This window comes from Pseudonocardia sp. ICBG601 (assembly GCF_020496245.1).
This window is the reverse complement of sequence record NZ_JAHLJA010000148.1, coordinates 1,628,594-1,653,836: the sequence shown is the minus strand read 5'-3', so window position 1 is coordinate 1,653,836 and position 25,243 is coordinate 1,628,594. Positions and strand designations below refer to the sequence as shown.

Genomic DNA, 25,243 nt, shown 5'->3' with positions numbered 1-25,243 from the left:
GCGCCCCGTCGCCGCGTCCCTTCTGCGTCGACGCCACGAGCGCGATGCCGGGCCCGACGGAACGGGAGGTGGTCGACGGTGAGCACGGACCCCTACGCCGTTCTCGGGACCGGCTACGCCGTGCAGCGCCGCACCGACCCGCACATCGACCGCCACATCCGGGAGGCGTTGCGTGGGTGCCGGCGCGTCGTCGACGTCGGTGCGGGCGCCGGTTCGTACGAGCAGCCCGGCACCGTGCTGGCGATCGACCCGTCCGCCACGATGCTCGCCCAGCGACCCGCCGGCGCCGCGCCCGCGGTGCTCGCGTCGGCCGAGGCGCTGCCCGTCCGGGACGACGCGGCCGACGCCGCGCTGGCGGTACTCACCACGCACCACTGGCGTGACCCGGCGGCGGGCGTCGCCGAGCTCGTGCGCATCGCGCGGCGGCAGGTCGTGCTGACCTGGGACCCGGTCCTGTTCGCACGCACCTTCTGGCTGGTGGCGGAGTACCTCCCCGAGATCGGTCACCGTGAACGGCACCTGGCCTGCCTGGACACGGTCACACGGCTTCTCCGGCGGCACGGCGCCACGATCGAGACCGTTCCCGTCCCGGTGCCCGCCGACTGCGTCGACGGCCTGCTCGCGGCGCACTGGAAACGTCCACACGCCTACCTCGACCCCGCCGTCCGAGCCGCGGCCTCGGGACTCGCCGGCCTCCCCCGCGACGTCGTCGGGCCTGCACTGGCCCGACTCGCCGACGATCTCGACACGGGACGGTGGCAGGAACGCCACGCGGACCTCGCCGGGCTGGAGCACCTCGACGTGGGCTACCGGCTCATCGTCGCGACGCGGTGAGCGGGCGGCCCGGGGCCCGGCCGACGCTCCCGTGTCACGCGGCGCCCGGGCACGGCGGTTGCCGGCCCTGTCGGCCACCGCATTCCGCCGGGAGGTCGCCGGGTGGCGCACCCTCGTGGGAGACCCGGCCGTCGGCACGACGCTCGCGGCGGTCGACACCGGCGGCCGGGGGGACACCGACCTGCTCGACCGGGGCCGGCATCGGCGGCCGGGGCCTCGGCCGACGCGGTCACGCGGAAGCCGGGCCGCTCCGGAGCTCGCGTTCGAGCGACGCCGACACCTCACGGAACCGGCTGACGGGGACGAGGTGCACCCCGGCGAAGGCTCCCGTGTCACGCAGCGCCCGGATCTGCTCGCACGCCGCGTCGACCCCCGCGGACGGACCGTGCGCGACGCGGTCGACCAGCTCGTCCGGGATCTCGATGTCGGGGATGGACGCCCGCAGCCTCGTCGCCATCCCGGCACTCGCCAGGACCATGACGCCGGCGTAGACGGGCAGGTCGGTCGGGTTGTCCTCGCGCCACCGCAGGAACGCCTCGACCGAGTAGCCGACCTGGACGAACACGAAGTCGGCGCCCTGCTTCCGGGACGCCATCCGGCGACGATGACCGGCGGTCACCCCGAGGCGGAAGGGTGCGATCCCGGCGAACGGCTCCTGGTCGGTGGCCGCACGCGCTTCCTCGATCATGGCCCGCACGGTCAGCTCCCCGGTGCGGGCTCCGACCGACGGCTTGTCACCCTGCACGAACAGGAACTGGTCCACGCCGTAGGCGGCAGCGGTCAGGAGATCCCGGCGGAAGCCGAGCAGGTTGCGGTCGCGGGAGTTCACACAGGCGATGCTGGTCCCGCCCATGGCCCGGACCTCGTTGGCCACCGCGATGCTCGACACCGTGGCGCGACCGATGTGGTTGTCGGGGATCAGGAACGCATCCGACACCGGGGTCAGGACGCCGATCTGGTGACGGGCGTGCGTCAGGTCGGGCCTGGTCGGCGGCTCGATCTCGCAGATGATGCGGAATCCGTCGGTCACGGTCCGACGATAGGACCCGGGGCACCGGGAACCGGAGCGAGCGACGCCGCGACACACCGCTACCGGGCCGTCCCCCGGAACAGCCACCGGGTGGTGGCCACCTCGATGAGGGCACGGGGTCCTGTGCCGTCGTCGGCCTCGACGTCCCACCCGTACTTCCGGTCGAACAGGGCGACGACACCGGCCGGGAAGCCGCACGTCAGGACGGTGGCGACGCCCTCCGCCACCACGGGTGCCCGACCACCGTCGAGGGCCAGGGCGACCGCCGGCTGCGTGCGACAGTTCCTGACCTTCACCGACGTCGCGTTGCAGCCGACCCACCAGGTCGAACGATCGACGACGAACCACACGGGCGTGACATGAGGGGTTCCGTCGGGACGCACTGTCGTCAGCCATGCGATCTCGTCGCTCTGCAGTCGACGTCGGACCGTCGCGTCCGGCTCGTCCATCCCCGGAGTATCGCGAGTGGCAGGGACCGACGGTGACGACGACGGAGGTCACCGACGGCCCAGACGCTCGTCGAGGTGGACGGTGACGGTGTCCCCGGCCTGCTTGCCGATCGCCGTCCGCACCGCCGCGGTCACGGGCAGCTTGTGCGTCCCGTCGCCGAGCGCCATGAAGGAGCTCTGGAACGGGTGGCCGTCGATCGTGCCCCGGACCTTGACCAGGCCGCGGGTGGCGAAGAACTCGGCCGACCAGTCGGTGCGGAGGTAGACCCACCCGCCCGGTGCGTCGCTCTTCTCGAGCGTGGCGGTGAACGTGTGGTCGAGGGCGTGGGGGGCGACGGGATCGCTCATCGGGGTCTCCTTGTCGGGATGGCTGTCCGCGGGTCTGCCCGACCTGGACGATGAAGGAGACCGGCACGGGGCCGAGGATTCATCGGAGGCGGCTCCCACCCCGGACGCCGGCATCTGCACCGTCGGACGACATCATCTCGACATCGGCGGGCGTCATCGCTGTCCAGAGGGCCGAATCGATCTTGCGTGCGCGCCGTCCGCTGAGGAAGTGTGCAGATCGTGAAGGCGTCTACCGCACGTGGGATCGTTCGAGGCCTGCTCGCGGGGTCCGGAGCCGTTGCGATCGGCACCGCCGGAGCCGTTGTCGCCAGGGGCACACGCGCGATCCCGGGCGGCGGTACCGCGACCGCGAGCACGGACAGCGTGTTGCGCTTCTACGCGACATGGTGGGGCGGTTCAGGGATCGCGATGCTCGCCGCGGCGCGGGAACCGAACCCGAGCACGGCCGTCGTCCGCGGCGTCGCCGCTGCGACGTTCGTAGGCGGGCTCGCCCGCCTTGCCGCTGCCCGACGGAGCGGACGACCCCATCCGCTGTTCCAGGCACTGACCGTGATCGAGCTTCTGACTCCGCCGGCGCTTCTCCTCGCACGACAGAAGTCCGAGTAGCCCACTCGCTCCGAGCGCCTGCGGCTGTGGACCCGCGGATCTTGGACCCGTGATCGCATCCGACCGGCGACATGGATGTCGAGACTCGGAGTGCACACCGGCTTCGGAACGCATTCGACACGAAGCTCGACAACACCTGGCTGACCGGCTGTGAGCCAGGGCGGATCGGATAGGGTGCGGCTACAGGCCACTGCGTCGAGGATCCAGGTTGTAACGGGCACCGCCCCGAGTTGCCGCCCCTTGCATGGAGCCGAACATGAAGGAAGCACCCTTCGGTCAATTCGGTCGAATCGCCGCAACCCTCCCCGTCGCAGACGTGGACCGGGCAGTTCGCTTCTACAGCGAGACCCTCGGCATGACCGTGACGTTCACCAACGGCGACCCCACCGGGTTCGTCATCGTGCGGCGCGACGAGGCTGAACTGCACCTGACGCTCGTCACAGGGCATCGGCCCGGTATTCACAACGTCGCGCACATGATGGTCGCGGACGCAGCCGGCTTCTACGAGCATCTGACGAGCAACGGAGTGCGGATCATCAAGCGGCTGCGTGACGCTGACTACGGACTGCGTGGATTCGTCTTCTGCGACCCGGACGGCAACCGCATCGACGTGGGACAACGCGTCGGGTCGCGTCGGCCCTGCTCGTCCGACGACCATGGATGACAGGGACACAGCGCCGTCGCAGCAAGGCCGGACAATCAGGCCTTCTCATTCCTCCGGGTCGGCAGTTCGTCGCGCAGGCCCTACGTGCTGGACCGTGATCGCGCCGCCGACCTGCGCTGATGCTCCTCGACGGGCGCGTCAAGCGGCAGCTGTTCCGTACCGGGTCACGTAGCAGCGGCGCGATCTCGTGATTCGGCCGTTCCTCTCCGATTCCCTCGTCCTGGCCGCATCGCTCCTCGGTGACAGGGACAAGAGTGGCGAACCATCGCGAAGCGACGCTGCAGGCGCCTTCGTGGCCGTCACCGCGGCGTGGATGATCGCGATCGAGGGGATGCAACCGGTGCACCGGAAGCAGTGAACTGGCGCCGTAGGGAGAACGCTCGTGCCGTAGGTCCGTACGTCCCAAGGTGACGGAGTCGATGTGTTGCGTCATCCGCGGTGGGTCGCTCTCCGGTGGTCACCCACCACAGGACCGTGGACGGCTGTCGGGTCGTGTCGAACCAGCGGTCCCGTTGACGCAGGAGGTCTCCATGCCGGCTGCGGTAGACGAACTGGTGCAGCGATCGGTAGTCGCGCCAGACCGAGAGGTTGAGGAAGGCCGGGCCGGTGCCGTCGCGGATCACGCAGAGACCGTGATCGTCGCCTGTCCGGAGGCGCCAGAGGAAACCGTCGCTGTGCTCGGCGAGGTGGTGGATCGGCGCGAGCGCGGTCAGGAATCCGCGCATCCTGGGGTCGTCGAGTGGCGCGCGCAGACTGGCGACGTTGGCCTGTGCGAGTTCAGGCATCCTCGCAGCGTACGACTCACGGAGGCGTGATCGGGTCAGGCGGATTCGCCCTCTGATCGGACGTCTCCCTACTGCTGGGGGCCTGCGTGGTCAGCCCGCGCGCCGCCGGAGGCCGGCCTGAATCGACACCGGCCGCCGTCGTGAGGAACGCGGGTCGAAGCACCGGGCGGTCGGCGAGACCGGCCGTGACTGAAACGTCGACACCTAGTCGAGACGGCCACCCGGTGGGCACCGGTTCCCGCCGGTCACAGCCGGACAGCCAGATCACGACCTCGGCGGGCGAACACGCTGGTCAGAGGCGTAAAGTCGCGGTCGGAACGGGTGCCCCCGGTGGGAGTCGAACCCACACCGGTGACCCTTTTAAGGGGCCTGCCTCTGCCGTTGGGCTACGGGGGCGCCGCGACAGCGTAGCCAGGGCGGGAAGGACTCATGCCGAGCACCGAGAAGGTCGACCTCCGGGGCGCCGCGGCGACCCTGCTGATGACCCTCTACATGCGACGCCTGGACGCCCGGTCCCGCCGTCCGATCCTGGGCGACCCGTGGGCGGAGCCCGTCTGGGACCGCATCGAGCACGACGTCCACGGCCTCTGGCAGTTCACCGGCGACGTCTCGACCATCGTGTGCCGCGCCGCGATCCTCGACGGCTGGACGCGGGAGTTCCTCGCCGCCGAGCCCGCCGGGCAGGTCCTGCACCTGGGCTGCGGACTGGACAGCAGGCCGTTGCGGGTCGGGGTGCCGTCGACGTGCCGCTGGGTCGACGTCGACCAGCCCGAGGTGATGGAGGTCCGACGCCGGCTCTACGACCTCCCCGACAGCATCGAGCAGGTCTCCGGCTCCGTCACCGACGACGGCTGGTGGTCCGCCGTCGACCCGACGCTGCCGACGCTGGTCGTCGCCGAGGGGCTGTTCATGTACGTCCCGGCGGAGGCCGTGCACGCGACCGTCGACCGGGTCGTGTCCGGCACCCCCGCGGTGACGCTGGCGTTCGACGCCGTCGCCCCGTGGACGGTGCGTGCCTCGCGCTGGACGCCGACGTTCCGCGCCGTCGGTACCGAGTTCCGGTGGTCGTGGAACCCCGCGGAGTTCGCGCACCGGCACCCGTCGCTGACCGAGCGCGACGACATCTCGATCTACGACGAGGTGTCCCTGCGCGAGCCGCGGGTGTGGCTGCGCCCGCTGTTGTCGGCGGCCGGGCACGTCCCCGCCATGCAGGACGCGATGCGCCTGCACCGCTTCACCACCGGCTGAGTCCCGGGACCGGGACACCCGGCGAGATGCAGCTCAGCGGGCGACGACCCGTACCGGAACCCCGCTGAGCTGCATCTCGGCGACGGCATCGGCGCGGGAGACGCGACGCGCCCCGGGGGGCCGGGGCGTCGCGGCGGAGGGTGTTGCGTAGAGGTGAGCAGAGCAAAGCCACGCCGGAAGAGGCCCCGACCAGCGGCGATGGCGTTTATCGTCGGGTCGGCGACAATCCCGCGGCCCGCGCGGTGTCCGCCAGGACCTGCTCGACCATGGCCGGGGTCAGCCGTCCGGTGAAGGTGTTCTGCTGGCTCACGTGGTAGCAGCCGAACAGCTCCAGCGGCTCCCGGTCGGGCCGGGCCGGGGCCAGCGTCACCGACGCCCCGTGCCCGAACTTCGGGGCCGGCCGCGGGACCGTCCACCCCGCGCCGGCGAGCACCGGCAGCAGCGCCTGCCACCCGAAGCCGCCGAGCACCATGACCCCGCGGACCGTCGGCGCGAGCAGGTCGAGCTCCTGCTCCAGCCAGCTCCGGCAGGCGTCGCGCTCGGCCGGGGTCGGCTTGTTCGCCGGCGGCGCGCAGTGCACGGGCGCGGTGATCCGGACCCCGTGGAGCTCCAGGCCGTCGCCGATGTGGGAGGCGGTCGGCTGCGACGCCAGCCCGACGGCGTGCAGCGCGGCGTAGAGCACGTCGCCGCTGCGGTCGCCGGTGAATATGCGCCCGGTCCGGTTGGCGCCGTGCGCGGCGGGAGCCAGCCCGACGATCAGCATCCGCGCGTCGGGCGGGCCGAAGCCGGGCACCGGGCGTCCCCAGTAGGTCTCGTCGCGGAACGCGGCCCGCTTCTCCCGGGCCACCTGCTCGCGCCACTCGACCAGCCGCGGACATGCCCGGCACTCGGAGATCCGCTGGTCCAGGACCGCCAGGGTCATGCGATCGATCGCGCGATCCCGTCGAGGATGTCGTGCTCGGAGACGACGACGCGGTCGATCCCGGCGCGCGCGTGCAGCTCGTCGGCCAGGGCCTGCACGACCAGCGCCCCGGCACCGATGACGTCGACGCGGCCCGGGTGCAGCGAGCCGTGCTTCTCCCGTTCCGACCGCGACGACCGGATCAGCAGGTCCGCGACCCGGTGCAGGTCCTCGCGGGTCAGCGTCGAGCCGTGCACCTGCTCGCGGTCGTAGGCGGGCAGCTCCTGGGCGATCCCGGACAGCGAGGTGATCGTCCCGGCCACCCCGACCCAGGTCGTCGCGGTCTCGACCGGCACCGACGCGAACGCCTCGGCCAGCACCTCGGCGGCGACCACACGCGCGGAGTCGATCTCGGCGTCCGACGGCGGGTCCGAGGGCAGGCAGCGCTCGGTCAGCCGCACCGACCCCATGTCGACCGACTTCGCCGCGGTCACCACGGCGGCCCCGTCGCGCAGCTCCCCCACGACGACCTCGGTGGACCCGCCGCCGACGTCGGTCACCACGAACGGGCCGTCGTCGGGGTCGAGGTCGCCCACGGCGCCGACGAACGACAGCCGCGCCTCCTCGTCGCCGGAGATGATCTCCGCCTCGACGCCCAGGGTGTCGCGGACCATCGCGAAGAAGTCCTCGCGGTTCGACGCGTCCCGGGTCGCCGACGTCGCCACCATCCGGATCCGCTCGGCTCCCTTGCGGCGGGCGGCGACGGCGTAGTCGACCAGCGCCACGCGGGTCCGCTCCAGCGCCTCCGGGTCGAGCCGGCCGGTCGCGTCGACCCCCTTGCCGAGCCGCACGATCCGCATCTCGCGGTGCAGGTCGCGCAGCTCCTTCTGGCCGTCGAAGGCCTCGGTGACATCGGCGACGAGCAGCCGGATCGAGTTCGTTCCGCAGTCGATGGCGGCAACCCGCGACATCGGCACTCCTTCGGGTACGACGACGGTCGGTCCGAACCGTAGTCGGAACGCCTGGGATCGGTCGCACGCCGGGGTTACCCTCCGGTAATGGCGACGACGCACACCCCCGCCCCGGTGTCCGACCTCGGCACGCACCAGGTCGTGAACCAGGTCCCGCCCCGGGCCGACGGCGACCTGCTCTCCGCGGACCCGGCCGTCGTCGAGGCCATCGGACGCGAGGGGGGCGACCCGGCGGCACTGCGGGCGCTCGCCGGCGAGATCGGGACGGCGGAGCACCGCGAGCACGCCCGCGCCGCCAACGCCCACGAGCCCGAGCTGCGCACCCACGACCGCACCGGGCACCGCGTCGACGAGGTGACCTTCCACCCGTCGTGGCACGCGCTGATGCGCACGAGCGTCGAGCACGGCCTGGCCGCCGCCCCGTGGGCCGCGGCGCCCGGCACCGGTGCGCACGTCACCCGGGCCGCGGGCTTCTACCTGACCTCGCAGGTGGAGCAGGGTCACCTGTGCCCGATCTCGATGACCTACGCGTCGGTGCCCGCGCTGCGGCACGCGCCCGAGCTGGCCGCCGCCTACGAGCCCGGCCTGACCGCCCGCCGCTACGCGCCCGGCCTCGCCGTCCCGGCCGGCAAGGACGGCCTCCTCGCGGGCATGTCGATGACCGAGAAGCAGGGCGGCTCCGACGTCCGCGCCGGCACCACCGTCGCCACCCCGCAGCCCGACGGCAGCTACCGCCTCACCGGGCACAAGTGGTTCACCAGTGCCCCGATGAACGACCTGTTCCTCACCCTCGCCCAGGCCCCCGGCGGGCTGACCTGCCTCGTCCTGCCCCGGGTGCTGCCCGACGGCACCCGCAACGCGATCCGGCTGCAGCGGCTCAAGGACAAGCTCGGCAACCGGTCCAACGCGTCGTCGGAGATCGAGTACGCGGGCGCGGTCGGCTGGCGGGTCGGCGACGAGGGCCGCGGCGTCCGGACGATCATCGAGATGGTCTCGATGACCCGGCTGGACTGCGTGCTGGGCTCCGCGGCGACCGCGCGGGCCGCGGTCACCGAGGCCGCGCACCACGTCGCGCACCGGTCCGCGTTCGGGGCGCGGCTCGCCGACCAGCCCCTGATGCGGGAGGTCCTCGCCGAGCTCGCCGCCGAGACCGAGGCCGCGACCGTCCTGGCGCTGCGGCTGGCCGGCGCCGTCGACCGGGGTGAGACGGCGCTGCTGCGCCTGGCCCTGCCGGTGTCGAAGTACCTGGTGTGCAAGCGGACCTCGACCGTCGTCGCCGAGGCACTGGAGTGCCTGGGCGGCAACGGCTACGTCGAGGAGTCCGACCTGCCCCGGCTCTACCGGGAGGCGCCGCTGAACTCGATCTGGGAGGGCTCGGGCAACGTCACCGCGCTCGACGCGCTGCGCGCCATCGCCCGCGAGCCGCACGCCGTCGAGGCACTGCTCGCCGAGATCGACCTCGCCGCGGGAGCCGACCCGCGGCTGGACGCGACGGTCACCGCGCTGCGCGCCGAGCTGGCCGCGCCGGAGGAACGCCGGGCCCGCCGTCTCGCGGAGCTGGCCGCGCTGGCCCTGCAGGGGTCGCTGCTGGTCCGCCACGCCCCGACGGCCGTCGCGGACGTCTTCCTCGCGACCCGGCTCGACGCCGACGGGCCGCTGCGCACCGCCGGGACCCGGCCGGGGAAGGACAGCGTCGGGGTGCTGCTGGAGCGGGCGACGCCCTGACCGACCGGGCGGTCAGGCCGTCGCGGGGCCGTCGCCGGGCACGAGCACGAGCCGCCCGAAGACGGTCCCCGCGTCCATCCGGCGGTGCGCCTCCACCGCGGCCCGCAGCGGCAGTACGTCGTCGACGACGGTGCTGAGCCCGCCCCGGACCGCCGCGTCGAACTGGTCGGCGCGGACCGCGTCGCGTCGAGGGTGGGGGACGGTGTCCAGGCTGAAGGTGGCGAACGAGCGCGACTGCTGGAACGCCCGGGTCAACGCCGACCCCACGTCGGCGGGCGGGAACCCGGCGACCGCACCGACGAGGACGAGCCGCCCGTTCGGAGCCAGCCGATCCAGGAACGCCGGGACGTCCGGTCCCCCGACCACGTCGATGATCACGTCGTAGCGGTCCGTCCCGCCCCCGCCGGACCGGTCGAGGACCCGGGTCGCCCCGAGCTCGCGCAGTCGGCGCCCCCGTTCCGCGGACGAGGTCGTCACCGCCACCTCGCCCGCACCGCCCTGCACGGCGAGCTCCACCGTCGCGATGCCGATGCTTCCCGCCGCACCGCGGACCAGGACGCTCTCGCCGGGCGCGTGGTGGGCGTGGGCCAGGGCGAAGTGCGCCACGGGTCCCGCGCTCCCGAGGGTCACCGCGCGGGCCGCCGTCAGGCCGTCCGGCAGGGCGACCACGTCGCCGACCGCCACGAGGACCTGCTCGGCGTAGGCACCGCCGGTACCGGTGAAGGCCCAGACCCGGCGGCCCGTCCACGCCGGGTCGACCCCCTCCCCGGTCGCGGTCACCACTCCCGCCACCTCGCTGCCCGGCACCATCCCCACCGGGAACCCGGTGCCGAGCAGACCCCGCCGGATCACCGCGTCCACACCTCCGACGCCGATCGCCTCGGCCCGGACGAGGACCTGACCCGCACCGGGTCGCGGCACCGGGACCTCGACCACCTCCAGCCCGTCCGGGGCACCGAACTCGCCGATCCTGACCGCCTGCATCTCCGGGTCCTCCCTGGTCGCGTACCCTTCCGACGGTAGTGGACGCACCCGTCCACTTAGTGGAAGTGAGAGAGATGGATCGCGAGCCGACTCGGCTACGGGCCGACGCGCAGGACAACCGTGACCGGATCCTCGCCGCGGCCCGCGTCCTGTTCGCCGAGGACGGGCTCGACGTCGGGATGCGCGCGGTCGCCCGGCGGGCCGGTGTCGGCCCGGCCACGCTGTACCGCCGCTTCCCCACCCGGGACGACCTGGTCCGTGAGGCGTTCGCCGAGGAGATGCAGGAGTGCCGGCGGATCGTCGTCGACGGGGTCGCCGACGAGGATCCGTGGCGCGGCTTCCGCACGGTCGTGCACCGGCTCGTCGCCCTGAACGTGCGGAACCGGGGCTTCGTCGACGCGTTCACCGCCGCGGAGCCCGCCCGCGACCTCCTCGCCGGCCACCAGCGGGAGCTGCTGCGCATGATCGACGGGCTCGCGTCACGTGCGCGGGCCTGCGGCGCGCTGCGCCCCGACTTCACCGTCGACGACCTGATCCTGGTCCTGCGGGCCGGGCGCGGTCTCGCCGGGGCACCGGAGGCCAGCCGCGGACGCGATGCGGAACGCTTCGCCCGGCTCGCGGTCGACGCGTTCCGTGCCGGGCGGGACCGTGGGCAGCCGGTCTAGGAGCAGGGCGGCCCGGACCGCCACCACTCCCCGATCTCGTCGAGGGCCTCGTCGCCGAACGGGTTCACCCCGGACCCGGCGGCGAGGGCGTGTGCGACGTGCACGTGCAGGCACTTCACCCGGTCCGGCATGCCCCCGGCGGTGACGTCGGGGTGCGTGGCGAGCGGCTCGATGGCGTCGCGCTCGGCGAGGTAGGTCTCGTGGGCGCGGCGGTAGGCGGCGGCCAGCTCGTCGTCGACGGCCAGCCGCTCCTCCATCTCCCGCATCCGGCCCTCGGCCTCGAGGGTTCCGATCCGCGACGCCAGCCGGGCGCAGGTCAGGTAGTACAACGTCGGGAACGGGGTGCCGTCGGGCAGCCGCGGCGCGGTCTGCACGACCGCCGGGTGCCCGGACGGGCAGCGGTAGGCGACCGCGAGGACCCCGCGCGGGGCGCGGCCGAGCTGGTCGGCGACGGCGTCGAGGTCGGCCTGGGCGACCGGGCCCGGCTCCAGACCGGGCGGACGGGAACGAGTGCTGCTCACACCCTCATCGTCGCGGGTCGCCCGTGACGTCGTTCCAGAGGGTGTGGAACCAGGGCACGCCGGGCTCGGCCTGGCCGTCCTCGACGACCGGCGCCGGCGGGGCCGGGAACTGCACGACGTAGGGGGTCTCCCCCGGCTGGACCATCCCGAGCCGGGACCGGGCCTGGGCCTCGACCTCGGCCGGGTCCGAGAGCCGGGCGCGGTCGGAGGACAGCCGCGCCACGTCGGCCTCCAGCGCCTGCTGGCGGTCGGAGACGTCGGCCAGCTCCTGGCGCTGGGCGACGAAGTTGTGCAGCGGCACCGCGACGGTCAGCGCGAGCGCGCAGACCACGATGGCCAGGATGGCGGCCCGCTTGGTCGACGACAGGCCCAGCAGCCCGGTCGTGCGGGCGACGACCTCGCCGGCGCGGGACCGGGCGCGGGTCAGACGGGGCCGGGCGCCCTGCGGTCCGGCCGGCCGCGACCGCGCGCCGGAGCCGCCCGTCGACGCGGGGGCCCGCGCCGAGCGTGCGGTCGTGGTCCGCGGCTTGGCCGCGGCACGGCCACGCCCCGTGCCGGTCGTGCGCGCACGAGCGTCCCGTCCACGTCCCCGACGGTCCGCCATGCACCCTCCCGTCCGTCCCGGGTTCCCTCACCCGTCAGTGCCGCCCGTGCCGCTCCGTGGCGACCCGTCCAGCATGCCGCCCGATCGGGCACCGGTGGGGGTGCCGCGCCGGACCGTCCGCAGACGATCCGGGCGGCACCGTGTCACCGACGGGGGAACGACCGGAGCGTCAGCTCTGGCCGGGCACCTGGTAGCGCGGGAACGCCAGCTCGCCGTTGTAGCGGGCGGCGTCACCGAGCAGCTCCTCGATGCGCAGCAGCTGGTTGTACTTCGCCACCCGCTCGGACCGCGCCGGGGCGCCGGTCTTGATCTGACCGCAGCCGGTCGCGACGGCGAGGTCCGCGATGGTGACGTCCTCGGTCTCCCCGGAACGGTGGCTCATCATGCAGCGGTACCCCGCGTTGTGCGCCATCGTCACCGCATCGAGGGTCTCGGACAGGGTGCCGATCTGGTTGACCTTCACCAGCAGCGCGTTCGCGGCGCCACGGGCGATGCCGTCCTCGAGCCGCTCCGGGTTGGTGACGAACAGGTCGTCGCCGACGAGCTGCACCTTGTCGCCGATGGCCTCGGTGAGGCCGACCCAGCCGTCCCAGTCGTTCTCGTCCAGCGGGTCCTCGATGGACACCAGCGGGTAGGAGTCGACCAGCTCGGCCCACACCTCGGACAGCTTGTCCGCGGTGATCTTCTTGCCCTCGAAGGAGTACTTGCCGGCCTCGTGGAACTCGGTCGCCGCGACGTCGAGCGCCAGCACGACGTCGGTGCCCAGGGTGTAGCCGGCGCGCTGCACGGCGGCGGCGATCAGGTCGAGCGCCCCGCGGGTGCCGCCCTTGACGTCGGGGGCGAAACCGCCCTCGTCGCCGAGGCCGGTCGACAGGCCCTTGTCCTTCAGCTCCGACTTGAGCGCGTGGTAGACCTCCGCGCCCCAGCGCAGCGCCTCGCGGAAGGTCTCCGCGCCGATCGGCGCGACCATGAACTCCTGCACGTCGACGGAGGTGTCGGCGTGCGCACCACCGTTGAGGATGTTCATCATCGGGACCGGCAGGACGTGCGCGTTGGAGCCGCCGACGTAGCGGAACAGCTCCAGGCCCGAGGACTCCGCCCCGGCCTTCGCGACGGCCAGCGACACGCCCAGCAGGGCGTTCGCGCCGAACTTCGACTTGTCCGGGGTGCCGTCGAGGTCGACGAGGCGCTGGTCGACCAGTCGCTGGTCCACCGCCTCGACGCCGACGAGCTCCGGCCCGATCTCGTCGAGGACGGCCGCGACGGCCTTCTCGACGCCCTTGCCGCCGTAGCGGTTCTTGTCGCCGTCCCGCAGCTCGACGGCCTCGTGTTCGCCGGTCGAGGCGCCCGACGGGACCGCGGCACGCGCCAGCGTGCCGTCGTCCAGCGCGACCTCGACCTCCACCGTGGGATTGCCCCGGGAATCGAGGATCTCGCGTGCCCCGACCTGCTCGATGACCGCCACCGTGACTCCTGTTCTGATCGCGGGTGTCGTCCGGTGCGTCAGCGTAGTCACCGGTGGGCCCCCGGCGGGGGACGCTTGCGTCACCCTGCTCCGCACCGGCGGTCTGTCAAGACCTCGCATCCCGCCCGGATCGCACCTAACGTAAGAGTGACCATGAGCAGTCCCCGTGCGAACCACCAGGACCCGGTCGCGGCGTTCCGCCGTGCCGACCGGCTGCTCTCCCGGCACCGCCCGCTCGAGGCGCTCGACGCGCTCCGCCCCGTCCTCGATGCACACGGTCCGGACGAGCCCGGCGACGCCTCGGTGCACCTGCTCGCCGGCCGCGCCTACCTCGACTCGGCGCAGCTGCGGAAGGCCGAGGCGGCGTTCGTCCGGGTCGTCGAGATGGATCCGGCCGACCACTACGCGCGCTTCGCACTCGGCAAGACACTGCAGCGTCAGGGCAGGCTCGGCGAGGCCGAGACGCAGCTGAAGATCGCCTCGGCGATGGATCCGCGCCCGGAGTACCAGGAGGCTCTGGGCGAGGTGCGGGCCCGCATCGCGCTCGCGCCCGACCGTCCCTGATCTGCGAAAACGGATCTTCCGGGGCGAATGCCCCGCGACACTTCCCCGCCCGATCGGGTGAGGTTAGCCTTCCCGCCCGGCAGCTCACCCTCACCTGGCGACTGCCACCGGTGACTGGGCTGCAGGAGGTCGCATGCTGGGGAACGCGCTCATCGGGCTGCGTGAAGGACTCGAGGCCGCGCTGGTCGTGGCGATCCTGGTGGCCTTCCTGGTCCGTACCGGGCGACGCTCGGAGCTGCCGCGGGTGTGGGCGGGCGTCGCGCTCGCCGTCGCGGTCAGCGTCGGCGTCACGCTCGGGCTGACGCTCACGCAGCAGGCGCTGACCTTCGAGGCCCAGGAGGCACTCGGCGGCTCGCTCTCGATCATCGCGGTCGGCTTCGTCACCTGGATGATCTTCTGGATGCGCTCGCACGGCCGGACCCTGTCCCGGGCGCTGGAGGGCGCCCTGGACCGGGCCGTGTCGATGGGGCCGTGGGCCGTCGTCGTGATGGCGGCGCTCGCCGTGGGCCGCGAGGGCCTGGAGACCGCGATCTTCTTCTTCGCCGCCGCACAGGCCGCGGGCGAGACCGCCGGACCGCTGGTCGGGTTCCTGATCGGCATCGCGATCGCCGTCGCGCTCGCGTACGCGATCTACCGCGGCGCGCTGAAGATCAACCTGGGGCGGTTCTTCACCGTCACCGGCTTCCTGCTGATCTTCGTGGCCGCCGGGATCCTCGCCTACGGCGTCCACGACCTGCAGGAGGCCGGGATCCTGCCGGGGCTGACCACACTCGCCTTCGACGTCAGCGACGTGATCCCCGCCGACTCCTGGTACGGCACCCTGCTCAAGGGGATCTTCAACTTCTCACCGCAGACGACCGTGCTCGAGGCGGTCGTCTGGTCGGTCTACGTCGTGGTGGTCCTGGCGCTGTTCCTGCGCCCGGCCCGCCGTCGCGCCCCGGCCACCGCCGACGCCTGAACCCCGCACCGCCCACGGTGTCGACCCCTCTAGGAGAACGCACGATGTCCCCCGTCACGCGCACGGCCGCAGGCCTGGCGTCGCTCACCGTCGCCGCCGCACTGCTGGCCGGCTGCACCTCGACCGCTCCCACGGCGCAGGGCCCGGGCGGCGGCGGCCCGATCACGGTCAACGCCACCGACACCGCCTGCGAGGTCTCGGCCACCGAGGCCGCCGCCGGGAACATGACGTTCCGGATCACCAACGCCGGCAGCAAGGTCACCGAGTTCTACCTCTACGCCACCGGTGACCGGATCATGGGCGAGGTCGAGAACATCGGCCCCGGGCTGTCCCGCGACCTGATCGTCGAGGTCCCCGACGGCGGCACCTACACCACCGCCTGCAAGCCGGGCATGTCCGGCGACGGCATCCGCGCCCCGTTCACCGTGACCGGCTCCGCGCAGCGCGCCACCGACACCAACGCCGAGCTCGCCGCCGCCACCGCCGGCTACCTGCGCTACGTGTCCTCCCAGTCCGACGCGCTGGTCACCAAGAGCTCCGAGTTCGCCGCCGCCGTCTCGGCCCGCGACGTCGCGAAGGCCAAGTCGCTGTTCCCGGTCGCCCGCACCTACTACGAGCGGATCGAGCCCATCGCCGAGTCCTTCGGCGACCTCGACCCGAAGCTCGACGGCCGTGAGGACGACGAGCGCGACCCCGGCGTCGCCTGGACCGGGTTCCACCGGCTCGAGAAGGACCTCTGGGTCGACGGCCTCAAGGCCGACTCCCCGCAGGTCGCCGCCACCCTGGTCACCGACGCCAAGGACCTCCAGGGCCGCATCCCCGGCCTGAAGCTCACCCCGGCCGAGCTCGCCAACGGCGCCAAGAGCCTGCTCGACGAGGTCGCCACCGGCAAGATCACCGGCGAGGAGGACCGCTACTCCCACACCGACCTCTGGGACTTCCAGGCCAACGTGGAGGGCTCGCAGGCCGCCGTCGCCGCACTGCGCCCGGTGATCGACCAGAAGGACCCGACGCTCGGCCCGGTGCTCGACCAGCGCTTCGCGGCCGTCGACACGCTCCTCCAGGGCTACCGCGTCGGCGACGGCTACAAGCTCTACACCCAGCTGACCCCGGACGACACGAAGAAGATGGCGGCGGCCGTCGACGCGCTGGCCGAGCCGGTCAGCAAGGTCGCGGGCACCGTCACCGCATGAGCCCGCTGCACGTCTCCCGGCGACGACTGTTCGGCCTGACCGGTGCCGGTGTGGCACTGGCCGGGGCGGGCGTCGCCGCCGGGTACGGCCTCTCCGGCGACGCGGCCGCCTCCGGCGACGGCACCGTCGCGTTCCGCGGCGACCGCCAGGCCGGGATCGTCACCCCCGCCCAGGACCGGCTGCACTTCGTCGCGCTCGACCTGACCAGCACCGACCGGGCCGCCGTGCGCGACCTGCTCGCGCGCTGGACGGCGTCGGCCGAGCGGATGACGGCCGGCCAGGAGACCGCCGACGGCGGCGCACTGCCCGCCAACCGCTACACCGCCCCGGCCGACACCGGGGAGGCGCTCGGGCTGCCCGCGGCGTCGCTGACGCTGACCTTCGGTGTCGGACCGGCGTTCTTCGACAAGCTCGGCATCACCGACCGGCGCCCGGCCGCGCTCACCACGCTGCCCCGCTTCCAGGGCGACCAGCTCGACCCGGCCCGCTCCGGCGGGGACCTGTGCATCCAGGCCTGCGCCGACGACCCGCAGGTGGCCGTGCACGCCGTGCGCAACCTCGTCCGCGAGGGCTTCGGGGTGACCGAGGTGCGCTGGTCGCAGCTGGGGTTCGGGCGTACGTCGTCGACCTCGACCGGGCAGGCGACCCCGCGCAACCTGTTCGGGTTCAAGGACGGCACCAACAACCTCAAGGCCGAGGAGCCGGACCTGCTGGACCGGCACGTGTGGGTCGGCGACGAGGGACCGGAGTGGCTGCGCGGCGGCTCCTACCTGGTGGCCCGCCGGATCCGGATGCACATCGAGAACTGGGACCGGTCCAACCTCGACGACCAGCAGCGGACCATCGGCCGGGACAAGGGCGAGGGCGCACCGCTGACCGGGAAGGCCGAGTTCGACACCGCCGACCTGGCCGCGACCGACGCGTCCGGCCCGGTGATCGCCGACGACGCCCACATCCGGCTCGCCTCCGAGCAGGAGAACGGCGGGGTGCGGATCCTGCGGCGCGGCTACAACTTCGTCGACGGCTCCGACGGGCACGGGCACCTCGACGCCGGGCTGTTCTTCGTGGCGTTCGTGCGCGACCCGCAGCGCCAGTACGTGCCGATGCAGCGCAGGCTGGCCCGCTCCGACGCGCTCAGCGAGTACCTGGAGCACAACGGCTCGGCGCTGTTCGCGGTCCCGCCCGGTCTCGCCGAGGGCGACGACCACTGGGGCCGCGCACTGCTCGCCTGACCCCGGGTCGGGTCAGGGGGCGGGCGGCGCGGGGGCGGCGGTGCGCTGCGCGTAGTCCGCGGCGGCGGCCCACACGTCGCGGGCGTAGTCGCCCGAGGCGTTGTAGGCGAGCACCCCGCGCCACCAGTCGTCGGCGTCGGCGACGTCGCGCCCGTTCGCGCACAGGTACCCGGCCGCGGCGAGCGCGGCGTCGTCGACCTGCTGGGGGTCGGCGACGCCGTCGCCGTTGCCGTCCGCGCCGTAGCGCGCCCAGGTCCCGGGCAGGAACTGCATCGGCCCGACCGCGCGGTCCAGCACCGGGTCGCCGTCGAGGCGGCCGCCGTCGGTGTCGGCCACCCGGCGAGTGCCGCCGGTGCCGTCCAGCGGGATGCCGATGATCGGCGGGTCGACGCGGCCGTCCGGGCCGGGCTCGGCGCCGCGGAAGGTCGCGTGCCGGGACTCGATCCGCCCGACCCCGGCCAGCGTCGCCCAGCTCAGCCGGCAGTCCGGGGTGCGCTCGCGCTGGCGCAGCTCGGCGTTCGCGTAGGCCTGCAGGGTCCGCTCGGGGATGTCGGCCTCGGCCGCGGTCGCCCGGGCCCACGCGACGACGTCGGTGCCCGCGGGCAGCGGCGCGGACGCGGGCGGGGCGGACTGCCGGTCGACCGGGGTCCGGGGCAGCGACGGCCCGAAGTCCGGGCCGGTCGCCAGCGAGACGAGCACGATCAGGGCCAGGATGCCGCCGATGGCCGCGAGCAGCGACTGGGTGCGCACGCTCACACGTTACCGGCGGGTATCACCCGATCGGGGTGGGGGTCAGGGACCGTCCCAGTAGCGGCGCCAGTCCTCGGCGGTCAGCGCGTGCGGGTCGAGCCCGTCCGCGGCGGCGGCCTTCTCCGCCGACCGCACCCGCGCCTCGAACTCGCGGGCGGCCGTGCGCAGCGCGGCCTCCGGGTCACCACCGCCGAGCTGTGCGGCCGCGGCCAGCCGGAACAGCGCCGCGCCGGCGCCGTCGTCGGCGGGCAGCAGGTCCGCGGGCAGCCCCGCCTTCGCGGTGCGGGAGGTCAGCTTCGCGGCGAGCGCGACGGCCGGCTGGACCGTCGCGATGCCGTCGACGCTGGACTCGCGCTGCTTCTCGGCGCGCTTGAGCTCGTCCCAGCGGCGGTCCTGGTCGGCGGCGGTGGCGACCTGCTCCCCCGCGGCGAACACGTGCGGGTGGCGGCCGACGAGCTTGTCGACCAGCCCGGTCGCGACCTCGTCGATCCCGAACGGGGCGCCGTCGTGCTCGGTGGCGACGCGGGCGTGGAACAGCACCTGCAGCAGGACGTCGCCGAGCTCCTCGCGCAGCTCGGTGCGGTCACCGTCCTCGATGGACTGGTAGAGCTCGTAGCACTCCTCGACGAGGTAACGCAGCAGCGAGGTGTGGGTCTGCTCGGCGTCCCACGGGCAGCCGCCGGGCGAGCGCAGCCGGTCCATCACCGCGACGGCGTCGAGCACCGCGTGCCCGGTGGGCGGCGGCACCGCGCCGGGGTGCGCGGCGGCGGGGTGGCCCGCCGGGACCAGCAGCACCGTGCCGTCGGCGAGCGCGGCGGGGTCGGTGCCGGTCCAGTCGAGGGCACCGGCGGGGGCGCCGGCGTCGAGACCGGGCACGGCGAGCACGGCGGTCGCGGAGCGCAGCAGCGGCAGCGCCGCGGCCGGGAGTGCGGCCCCGCGCCGGGGGCAGACGACGACCGTCGCGGCCATCAGGGGGCGGGCGGGGTCGGGTTGCCCGCGGCGACCGGGAACACCACGGAGGCGTCCTCGGCGGTCGGCACGGCGAGCATCTGGATCGGGTCCCACTCGCCGTAGCGGGGGTTGAGCTGCACGCCGGTGCGCAGCGCGGTGGGGGTGAGCATGCGGATCCCGGCCTCGGACAGTGAGCGCTGGTCCAGCTGGCCGACCGCGTCGCCCGGGGCGGGGGCGCCGAGGTCGCGCTTGGTCACCCGGACCACGACCCAGCCCTGGCCGCTGCCCAGCGGGAACGCGGCGACCCAGCCGGCCGGGATCCCGATCAGCGGGGTGAGCGCGGCCTGCGGGGTCTCGGCCGGGCGGATCGCGAGCCCGCGCTGGGTGGTGCCGGCACCGGCCAGCGCCGCCTCGGCCCGCTGCCCGCCTGCGGCGACCTCACGGGCCAGCGTGGTGGCCTGTGCCCGGTCCTGGGCGACCGCGACGTCCGCGGTCACCGACAGCCGCGGAAGCTCGCGGCGGGCGAGCTCGGACAGGGTCAGCTCGTCCCGGGTGGCGGCCTGCGCACCGCCGACCGCCAGCGACGACTCCTGCACCGCCTGCTCGCCGCCCTGCTGGGCGATCGCCGCGGCGACCTGCTGGTCGGACACGGTGACGCCCTGCTCCGGGGCGGTCAGGCCGATCAGGTCGCGGATCACCAGCTGGGACACCACGGCCCGCCCGATGTCGGCCTCGGACCCGCCCTGGGCCTTGAGACCGTCGACCAGCCCGGGCCGGGTGAGCACCGAGGTGATCGCGGGCTGCACGGTGGCGAGCGGGATCGACCTCTCGCCGACGATCGCGGCGGAGTCGACCCGGCTCGGTCCGGTGCCGCAGCCGGCCCCGGTGACAGCGACGGCCCCGACGATCAGCAGGGCGGCGGTGATCCTGCGAGTGCGCACGGCGGTCAGCCTCTCACGCGATGTGGTGCCGATCTCCCCCGCCCGGCCGACCCGGTAGTGCGGGCCGGGCCGCCGACGGCCGCCCCGCGAGGTCCGGCGGCCGCGCGGGCGGGTGCTCGTCGAGCCGGGCCAGGGCGATCGCGATCGCCCGGTCCAGCTGCGGGTCCCGTCCGGCCGCCCGGTCCTGCGGGGTCACGACCACCTCCACGTCGGGGTCGACGCCGTGGTTCTCCATCGTCCAGCCGACGTCGTCGAACCAGGTGGCGTAGCGGGGCTGGGTGACCAGGGTGCCGTCGACGAGCCGGTAGCGGCTGTCGATGCCGATCACCCCGCCCCAGGTGCGGGTCCCGACGACCGGGCCGACCCCGAGCCGCTTGACGGCGGCGGTGACGATGTCGCCGTCGGAGCCGGAGCGCTCGTCGGCCAGGGTCACCACCGGCCCGCGCGGCGCCTGCTCGGGGTAGGTGGCGGGTGCGCCGTGGCGGGGCAGGTCCCACCCGATGACGCGGCGGGCGAGCTTCTCCACCACCAGCTGCGAGGTGTGCCCGCCGCGGTTGCCGCGCACGTCGAGCAGCAGGCCGTCCTTCGCGGTCTCGCGGGCGAGGTCGCGGTGCAGCTGGGCCCAGCCGTAGCCCATCATGTCCGGCACGTGCAGGTAGCCGAGCCGCCCGCCGGAACGCTCGGCGACCTCGGCCCGCAGCCGGGCCACCCGGTCCTGGTAGCGCAGCTCGTCCTCGGAGTGCAGCGGGCGCACCGCGACGCGGCGGACGGTGCCCGCGTCGGACCGGTCGGGGCCGGAGCGCACGGTGAGCTCCACGGTGCTCCCGGCCGTCGCGACGAGCAGGGGTGCGACACCCCAGTGCGGGTCGAGCGGGCGTCCGTTCACCTCCAGCAGCACGTCCCCGGCCCGCACGTCGACGCCCGGCCCGGACAGCGGGCTGCGCGCGGCGGGCGCGGAGGTCTCCGGCGGCAGGACGCGGCGGACCCGCCGTCCCGGGCCGCCGCCGGGGTCGGGTTCCAGGTCCGCGCCGAGCAGGCCGGGACGCCCGGTCGGGTCGCCGCCGGCGCGGCCGCCCATGACGTAGGCGTGTGAGGTGCCGAGCTCGCCGTGCAGCTCCCACAGCACGTCGAGCAGGTCGTCGTGGCTCCCGGCCCGGTCGACCAGCGGCCGGTACCGGGCGGTCTCGGCGGCCCAGTCCACGCCGGCCATGTCCTCGACCCAGAAGTGGTCGCGCATGAGGCGGGCGGTCTCGTCGTACATCTGCCGCCACTCCGCGACCGGGTCGACGGTGACCACGAGCCGGCGGGTGTCGATCGTGAACTCGTCGCCGCCCGCGTCGTCCTCCGGGGCGGTGGCGTGGCCGCGGTCGGCGCGCAGCAGCCGCACCGTGCCCCGGTCCCGGACGACGAGCCGGGTGCCGTCGCCGCTCACCGCGAACGACGACGCCGGGTCGGCGACGACGGTGACCGTGCGCCGGGCCAGGTCGAACCGCTCCAGCACGGCGCGGTCGGGCTCGGCGTCGTCGTCGGGGAGGCTGTCGCCGAGCACGCCGGTGCCGCCGGGCAGCCGCAGCCACACCAGGCCGCCCCGGACCGCGGCGAGCCGGGTGTAGCGGGCGGCCTCGACCGGCACGCCGACGACCCGGTCGGCCAGCCCCTCGACGTCGACGACGACCTCCGGCGGTGCCTCGTCGGCGTCACGCCCGGACCGGCGACGGCCGCCGCGCGCCCCGCCCCGGGCCTGCGCCCCGGCCCCGGTCGCCGCGGCCACCACGCGGCCAGCACCGTCCGCGGCCCCGTCACCGGACGGCTCGGGCTCGTCGCCGGGCTCCGGCGGGGCCGGGGGCGTCGGCGGGGTGGCGGGCGGGTCGTCCGGGCCCTCGTCGGCCGGGTCCACCGGGCGGCCGTCCGGCCCCGCCCCGAACGGCGACGGCGTCCGCGCGGCCAGCGGCACCAGGAACGGCTTCCAGCCGGTGCCGAAGGTCAGGTCGAAGGAGTGCTCGTCGTAGCTGGGGTCGAACACCCGCCGGGACAGGAACGCCAGGTGCCTGCCGTCGGCGGTGAAGACCGGGTCGCTGTCGTGGAAGCGGGCCGGGGTGACCTCGGTGTGCTCGCCGTCGGCGACCCGGGTGAGCACGATCCGCGACAGCCCCTCGGGGGCCGGGTCGCACCAGGCCAGCCAGGCCGAGTCCGGTGACCAGGACACGTCGGAGGGCTCGCCCGCGGTGCCGCGGTGCAGCTCGCGCAGCTCCCCCACCGCCCGGGCCGGGACGGCCTCGTCGACCACGCCGTCGTCGGGCCGGTCGTCGGGGCCGGGCGCCGGGTCCGGTGCGGGGTCGGCGCCGGTGTGCAGCACCATCAGCCTGCCGTCGTGCGTGGTGAGCGCGACGGCGGAGCCGTCCGGTGCCGGGGCCAGCTCCAGGACCCGCCCGACGCCGCCCGCGGCGTACCGCGCCCGCTCCGGGGCGGCCGGGGCGTGCGGGTCGAGCGGGGCCACGACCACGGCGTCCTCACCCGTCGCGTCGTCCACCCACACGGCGCGGTGCGTCCCGAGCGGGTGCGCGAGCCGGGCCCGCACGCCGGGCTCGGCGAGCAGCGCGCGGGCGGGGCCGTCGCGGTGGGTGAGGCGGTGCACGGTGCCGCGCACCGACACGACGCTCGCGCGGCCGGTGCGGTCGGGCCGGACCGGGCCGAGGTCGGCGGGCAGCGACGCGCGGAACGGCTCGCGGGCGCGCCGCGGCCCGCCGGGCCGGACGTCGATCCGGCGCGGCTGCGAGGCGGCGGACAGGTCGTCGAGCAGGAAGATCTCCCCGGCCGACTCGTAGACCACCCGGCGCCCGTCGGTGCTCGCGTGCCGGGCGTAGAAGTCGGTGCCGCCGCCGGAGCCGTGGTCGGTGTGCCGGCGCAGGTCGGTGCCGGGGTCGGTGAGCGGGACGGAGTAGACGTTCCCCCAGCCCTCGTGGTCGGAGACGAACGCCAGCCGCGGGCCCGACCCGTCGTCGACGATCATGGGGCACTCCAGCTGCCCGGCCAGATCGGCGAGGACCCGGGTGAACTCCCCCGTCCCGGCGGCGTCGAGCCACAGCCGGCCGGCGCGCCCACCGCGGTAGCGCTTCCAGTGGGCCGCGTCGCGCCCGCCCTCGACCTGGGTGAGCACGGCGGGTCCGCCGGGCTGGTGGGCGAGCGCGGAGAGCGTGCCGTGCGGGAGCAGCCGCGGTGCCCCGCCGGTCGCCGGGACCGCGTACGCCCACAGCCGTGAGGTCGCGTCCCCGTGCGCGGACAGCGCGACCACCGCGCCGTCGGGGGTCCAGCCCGCGGCGCGGGTCGGCGCCTCGCCCCACCAGGTGAGCCGGGCGGGCGTGCCACCCTCGGCGTCGACCCGGTACACCTCGGGCGCGCCGTCGCGCCGGGACGCGAAGGCGATGGACCCGCCGTCGGGCGAGAAGCGCGGTGCGGTGACGGGCACCCCGTCCGCGGTCAGGCGGTGGGCCCGCCCGCCCTCGACCGGAGCCGTCCACAGGTCGTCCTCCGCGACCAGGACGAGCGTGTCACCCGACAGATGGGGATGGCGCAGGAAGCTCACACGGCGACGTTAGCCGCACGCACCGACATTCCGGACCCGCCCGCGGCGGGGTCCCCGGTGCAGACGCAGCGCAGCGGCGCGAAGCCGTTGAAGCCCACCGAGGAGTAGCTGGCGGTGTAGGCACCGGTGTGCAGCAGCCGGACCACGTCACCGGCGCACAGGTCGTCGGGGAGCAGGTAGGGGTGCCTGCGGTAGAGCACGTCGGCGCTGTCGCAGGTCGGCCCGGCCAGCACGACCGGGGAGCGGGGGCCGTCGTCGTGCGCGGTGCGGATCGGGTAACGGACCAGCTCGCCCTCGGTCTCGGCGAGCCCGCCGAAGCGGCCGACGTCGAGGTAGACCCAGCGCGGACCGGCGTCACCGTCCCGGTCGGACACGAGCACGACCTCGCTGTAGAGCGTCCCCGCGTCGGCGACGAGGCCCCGGCCCGGTTCGATCATCAGCTCCGGCCGGTCGTCGCCGAACTCCGCGGCGACCGCGTCCCGGATCGCGTCGCCGTAGTCCGACAGCGGGCGGACCTGCGCGTCGTAGTGCGCGGGGAAGCCGCCGCCGAGGTCGAGCAGGTCGGGTCGCAGCCCGCGGGCGCGGACCCGGCGGAACACCTCCGCGGCGTCGGCGATCCCGGCCCGCCACGCCCCCGGGTCGAGCTGCTGGGAGCCGACGTGGAACGACACGCCCGCGGCGCGCAGCCCGGCCGCGTCGGCGTCGAGGAGCAGCGACGCGGCCGCGGCCGGCGAGCACCCGAACTTGCGGTCCAGCGGGAAGCAGGAGCCCGCGCCGGTGCAGGTGACCCGGACGACCACCTCCGCCCCCGGCGCGCAGCGCGCGATCTTGGCCAGCTCGGCGGCCGAGTCGACGGCGAACCGGCGGACCCCGCTGCGGTGCGCGAACGCGATGTCGCGTTCCTTCTTCACGGTGCTGCCGTAGGAGATGTCCGCGGGCCGCGCGCCGGCCGCCAGGCACAGTTCCAGCTCCGGCCGGCTGGCGACGTCGAATCGCGCGCCGAGGCCGACCAGGAATGCGACGAGTCGCGGGGCCGGATTCGCCTTGACCGCATAGAACAGTTCCGCGCCGGGAAGTGCGCGTCCGAATTCGGCGTACCGTTCCCGGACGGCGTCCAGGTCCAGCACCAGGCACGGAGTGCAGAGTTCGGCGGGATCGGTGGAGACGGGCCGGCGATCGGACATCGGACACACCTCTTTCCCGGAAACGGGGAGTTCACGACGGAAACGGCGATCTCGGATGCCGTCGATCCGATCGTAAAACAGTGTGGA

The 25,243-nt window shown here is 74.4% G+C and carries 25 protein-coding genes and 1 tRNA gene; 10 read left to right on the top strand and 16 right to left on the bottom strand.

Annotated elements, in window-relative coordinates:
* Positions 1 to 78 precede the first annotated feature (78 nt).
* The gene (locus KPL57_RS37195) at positions 79 to 834 is read left to right on the top strand and encodes a class I SAM-dependent methyltransferase (RefSeq protein ID WP_226355216.1); all 756 of its coding nucleotides are present in this window, start codon (positions 79 to 81) and stop codon (positions 832 to 834) included.
* A gap of 229 nt (positions 835 to 1,063) precedes the next feature.
* Here the strand turns inward: KPL57_RS37195 and KPL57_RS70605 are convergent, their stop codons facing one another.
* Genes KPL57_RS70605 through KPL57_RS37180 form a run of 3 tightly spaced genes read right to left on the bottom strand, consistent with a single transcriptional unit; the run spans position 1,064 to position 2,661 of the window.
* The gene (locus KPL57_RS70605) at positions 1,064 to 1,864 is read right to left on the bottom strand and encodes a methylenetetrahydrofolate reductase (RefSeq protein WP_226355215.1); all 801 of its coding nucleotides are present in this window, start codon (positions 1,862 to 1,864) and stop codon (positions 1,064 to 1,066) included.
* 59 nt (positions 1,865 to 1,923) lie between these two features.
* Positions 1,924 to 2,313, bottom strand: a complete 390-nt coding sequence (locus KPL57_RS37185) for a pyridoxamine 5'-phosphate oxidase family protein (protein WP_226355214.1) — start codon at positions 2,311 to 2,313, stop codon at positions 1,924 to 1,926.
* A 48-nt stretch (positions 2,314 to 2,361) separates the two neighbouring features.
* Positions 2,362 to 2,661 carry a DUF1905 domain-containing protein gene (locus KPL57_RS37180; RefSeq protein WP_226355213.1) on the bottom strand — a complete coding sequence of 100 codons (300 nt, stop codon included), beginning with the start codon at positions 2,659 to 2,661 and terminating at the stop codon, positions 2,362 to 2,364.
* A 210-nt stretch (positions 2,662 to 2,871) separates the two neighbouring features.
* On the opposite strand from KPL57_RS37180, the gene KPL57_RS37175 reads away from it, so the two are divergent.
* Both KPL57_RS37175 and KPL57_RS37170 read left to right on the top strand, forming a co-directional pair.
* On the top strand, positions 2,872 to 3,267 hold the full coding sequence (locus KPL57_RS37175) for a DUF4345 domain-containing protein (protein WP_226355212.1): 396 nt from the start codon (positions 2,872 to 2,874) through the stop codon (positions 3,265 to 3,267).
* Between the two features lie 256 nt (positions 3,268 to 3,523).
* Entirely contained in the window at positions 3,524 to 3,931 is a 408-nt protein-coding gene (locus KPL57_RS37170) for a VOC family protein (protein WP_226355211.1), read from the top strand.
* 299 nt (positions 3,932 to 4,230) lie between these two features.
* On the opposite strand, the gene KPL57_RS37165 is transcribed toward KPL57_RS37170, so the two are convergent.
* Together KPL57_RS37165 and KPL57_RS37160 are read right to left on the bottom strand one after the other, a co-directional pair.
* The gene (locus KPL57_RS37165) at positions 4,231 to 4,716 is read right to left on the bottom strand and encodes a DUF3291 domain-containing protein (RefSeq protein ID WP_226355210.1); all 486 of its coding nucleotides are present in this window, start codon (positions 4,714 to 4,716) and stop codon (positions 4,231 to 4,233) included.
* Positions 4,717 to 5,038: 322 nt separating this feature from the next.
* Positions 5,039 to 5,112, bottom strand: a tRNA-Leu gene (locus KPL57_RS37160).
* Between the two features lie 33 nt (positions 5,113 to 5,145).
* Here KPL57_RS37160 and KPL57_RS37155 point away from each other — a divergent pair.
* On the top strand, positions 5,146 to 5,964 hold the full coding sequence (locus KPL57_RS37155; protein WP_226355209.1) for a class I SAM-dependent methyltransferase: 819 nt from the start codon (positions 5,146 to 5,148) through the stop codon (positions 5,962 to 5,964).
* A 205-nt stretch (positions 5,965 to 6,169) separates the two neighbouring features.
* Here KPL57_RS37155 and KPL57_RS37150 read toward each other — a convergent pair whose 3' ends face one another.
* Positions 6,170 to 6,886: a uracil-DNA glycosylase gene (locus KPL57_RS37150; protein ID WP_226355208.1), complete on the bottom strand. Its 717-nt coding sequence runs from the start codon at positions 6,884 to 6,886 to the stop codon at positions 6,170 to 6,172.
* On the bottom strand, positions 6,883 to 7,836 hold the full coding sequence (locus KPL57_RS37145; RefSeq protein ID WP_226355207.1) for a Ppx/GppA phosphatase family protein: 954 nt from the start codon (positions 7,834 to 7,836) through the stop codon (positions 6,883 to 6,885). Before KPL57_RS37145 ends, KPL57_RS37150 begins: the two co-directional genes overlap by 4 nt.
* Positions 7,837 to 7,923: 87 nt before the next feature.
* Between KPL57_RS37145 and KPL57_RS37140 the strand changes: the two genes are divergently transcribed.
* Positions 7,924 to 9,561 carry an acyl-CoA dehydrogenase family protein gene (locus tag KPL57_RS37140; RefSeq protein ID WP_226355206.1) on the top strand — a complete coding sequence of 546 codons (1,638 nt, stop codon included), beginning with the start codon at positions 7,924 to 7,926 and terminating at the stop codon, positions 9,559 to 9,561.
* A gap of 12 nt (positions 9,562 to 9,573) precedes the next feature.
* On the opposite strand, the gene KPL57_RS37135 is transcribed toward KPL57_RS37140, so the two are convergent.
* A complete protein-coding gene (locus KPL57_RS37135) occupies positions 9,574 to 10,545 on the bottom strand; it encodes a zinc-binding dehydrogenase (RefSeq protein WP_226355205.1) in 972 nt (323 codons plus the stop codon).
* A 74-nt stretch (positions 10,546 to 10,619) separates the two neighbouring features.
* On the opposite strand from KPL57_RS37135, the gene KPL57_RS37130 reads away from it, so the two are divergent.
* Positions 10,620 to 11,210 carry a TetR/AcrR family transcriptional regulator gene (locus tag KPL57_RS37130; RefSeq protein ID WP_226355204.1) on the top strand — a complete coding sequence of 197 codons (591 nt, stop codon included), beginning with the start codon at positions 10,620 to 10,622 and terminating at the stop codon, positions 11,208 to 11,210.
* On the opposite strand, the gene KPL57_RS37125 is transcribed toward KPL57_RS37130, so the two are convergent.
* From KPL57_RS37125 to eno, 3 genes are all read right to left on the bottom strand, one after another.
* Entirely contained in the window at positions 11,207 to 11,731 is a 525-nt protein-coding gene (locus KPL57_RS37125; protein ID WP_374203831.1) for a DUF501 domain-containing protein, read from the bottom strand. The two genes, KPL57_RS37130 and KPL57_RS37125, sit on opposite strands and share 4 nt — an antisense overlap.
* Positions 11,732 to 11,735: 4 nt before the next feature.
* A complete protein-coding gene (locus KPL57_RS37120; RefSeq protein ID WP_073577652.1) occupies positions 11,736 to 12,335 on the bottom strand; it encodes a septum formation initiator family protein in 600 nt (199 codons plus the stop codon).
* A 169-nt stretch (positions 12,336 to 12,504) separates the two neighbouring features.
* Positions 12,505 to 13,800 (bottom strand): phosphopyruvate hydratase, encoded by a 1,296-nt coding sequence (gene eno, locus KPL57_RS37115; protein WP_226355203.1) that lies wholly within the window; start codon positions 13,798 to 13,800, stop codon positions 12,505 to 12,507.
* 153 nt (positions 13,801 to 13,953) lie between these two features.
* Here eno and KPL57_RS37110 point away from each other — a divergent pair, with 153 nt between their 5' ends.
* The 4 genes from KPL57_RS37110 to efeB all read left to right on the top strand — a co-directional run bounded on the left by KPL57_RS37110 (position 13,954) and on the right by efeB (position 17,747).
* The gene (locus KPL57_RS37110) at positions 13,954 to 14,364 is read left to right on the top strand and encodes a tetratricopeptide repeat protein (RefSeq protein WP_043279643.1); all 411 of its coding nucleotides are present in this window, start codon (positions 13,954 to 13,956) and stop codon (positions 14,362 to 14,364) included.
* 133 nt (positions 14,365 to 14,497) lie between these two features.
* Positions 14,498 to 15,322: an iron uptake transporter permease EfeU gene (efeU, locus tag KPL57_RS37105; RefSeq protein ID WP_226355202.1), complete on the top strand. Its 825-nt coding sequence runs from the start codon at positions 14,498 to 14,500 to the stop codon at positions 15,320 to 15,322.
* A 44-nt stretch (positions 15,323 to 15,366) separates the two neighbouring features.
* On the top strand, positions 15,367 to 16,515 hold the full coding sequence (gene efeO / locus KPL57_RS37100; RefSeq protein ID WP_226355201.1) for an iron uptake system protein EfeO: 1,149 nt from the start codon (positions 15,367 to 15,369) through the stop codon (positions 16,513 to 16,515).
* The gene (gene efeB, locus KPL57_RS37095) at positions 16,512 to 17,747 is read left to right on the top strand and encodes an iron uptake transporter deferrochelatase/peroxidase subunit (protein ID WP_226355200.1); all 1,236 of its coding nucleotides are present in this window, start codon (positions 16,512 to 16,514) and stop codon (positions 17,745 to 17,747) included. The genes efeO and efeB overlap by 4 nt, the downstream gene beginning before the upstream one ends.
* 12 nt (positions 17,748 to 17,759) lie before the next feature.
* Here the strand turns inward: efeB and KPL57_RS37090 are convergent, their stop codons facing one another.
* From KPL57_RS37090 to KPL57_RS37070, 5 genes are read right to left on the bottom strand one after another with little or no spacing between them, the layout of a single operon-like run.
* Positions 17,760 to 18,497, bottom strand: a complete 738-nt coding sequence (locus tag KPL57_RS37090) for a lytic transglycosylase domain-containing protein (protein WP_226355199.1) — start codon at positions 18,495 to 18,497, stop codon at positions 17,760 to 17,762.
* 42 nt (positions 18,498 to 18,539) lie between these two features.
* Positions 18,540 to 19,466, bottom strand: coding sequence for a MazG family protein (locus KPL57_RS37085; protein ID WP_226355198.1), 927 nt, complete (start codon positions 19,464 to 19,466; stop codon positions 18,540 to 18,542).
* On the bottom strand, positions 19,466 to 20,389 hold the full coding sequence (locus KPL57_RS37080) for a SurA N-terminal domain-containing protein (RefSeq protein WP_226355197.1): 924 nt from the start codon (positions 20,387 to 20,389) through the stop codon (positions 19,466 to 19,468). The genes KPL57_RS37085 and KPL57_RS37080 overlap by 1 nt, the downstream gene beginning before the upstream one ends.
* A gap of 13 nt (positions 20,390 to 20,402) precedes the next feature.
* Positions 20,403 to 23,972, bottom strand: a complete 3,570-nt coding sequence (locus KPL57_RS37075; protein ID WP_226355196.1) for a S41 family peptidase — start codon at positions 23,970 to 23,972, stop codon at positions 20,403 to 20,405.
* Entirely contained in the window at positions 23,969 to 25,156 is a 1,188-nt protein-coding gene (locus KPL57_RS37070; RefSeq protein WP_226355195.1) for a type III PLP-dependent enzyme, read from the bottom strand. Before KPL57_RS37070 ends, KPL57_RS37075 begins: the two co-directional genes overlap by 4 nt.
* Positions 25,157 to 25,243 lie beyond the last annotated feature (87 nt).

Coding starts and splice junctions, on each gene's coding strand:
- KPL57_RS37185 (WP_226355214.1), bottom strand. CDS start 2,313: ATGGACGAGCCGGACGCGACGGTCCGACGTCGACTGCAGAGCGACGAG.
- KPL57_RS37180 (WP_226355213.1), bottom strand. CDS start 2,661: ATGAGCGATCCCGTCGCCCCCCACGCCCTCGACCACACGTTCACCGCC.
- KPL57_RS37170 (WP_226355211.1), top strand. CDS start 3,524: ATGAAGGAAGCACCCTTCGGTCAATTCGGTCGAATCGCCGCAACCCTC.
- KPL57_RS37165 (WP_226355210.1), bottom strand. CDS start 4,716: ATGCCTGAACTCGCACAGGCCAACGTCGCCAGTCTGCGCGCGCCACTC.
- KPL57_RS37155 (WP_226355209.1), top strand. CDS start 5,146: ATGCCGAGCACCGAGAAGGTCGACCTCCGGGGCGCCGCGGCGACCCTG.
- KPL57_RS37150 (WP_226355208.1), bottom strand. CDS start 6,886: ATGACCCTGGCGGTCCTGGACCAGCGGATCTCCGAGTGCCGGGCATGT.
- KPL57_RS37145 (WP_226355207.1), bottom strand. CDS start 7,836: ATGTCGCGGGTTGCCGCCATCGACTGCGGAACGAACTCGATCCGGCTG.
- KPL57_RS37140 (WP_226355206.1), top strand. CDS start 7,924: ATGGCGACGACGCACACCCCCGCCCCGGTGTCCGACCTCGGCACGCAC.
- KPL57_RS37135 (WP_226355205.1), bottom strand. CDS start 10,545: ATGCAGGCGGTCAGGATCGGCGAGTTCGGTGCCCCGGACGGGCTGGAG.
- KPL57_RS37130 (WP_226355204.1), top strand. CDS start 10,620: ATGGATCGCGAGCCGACTCGGCTACGGGCCGACGCGCAGGACAACCGT.
- KPL57_RS37120 (WP_073577652.1), bottom strand. CDS start 12,335: ATGGCGGACCGTCGGGGACGTGGACGGGACGCTCGTGCGCGCACGACC.
- KPL57_RS37110 (WP_043279643.1), top strand. CDS start 13,954: ATGAGCAGTCCCCGTGCGAACCACCAGGACCCGGTCGCGGCGTTCCGC.
- efeU (WP_226355202.1), top strand. CDS start 14,498: ATGCTGGGGAACGCGCTCATCGGGCTGCGTGAAGGACTCGAGGCCGCG.
- efeO (WP_226355201.1), top strand. CDS start 15,367: ATGTCCCCCGTCACGCGCACGGCCGCAGGCCTGGCGTCGCTCACCGTC.
- efeB (WP_226355200.1), top strand. CDS start 16,512: ATGAGCCCGCTGCACGTCTCCCGGCGACGACTGTTCGGCCTGACCGGT.
- KPL57_RS37085 (WP_226355198.1), bottom strand. CDS start 19,466: ATGGCCGCGACGGTCGTCGTCTGCCCCCGGCGCGGGGCCGCACTCCCG.
- KPL57_RS37070 (WP_226355195.1), bottom strand. CDS start 25,156: ATGTCCGATCGCCGGCCCGTCTCCACCGATCCCGCCGAACTCTGCACT.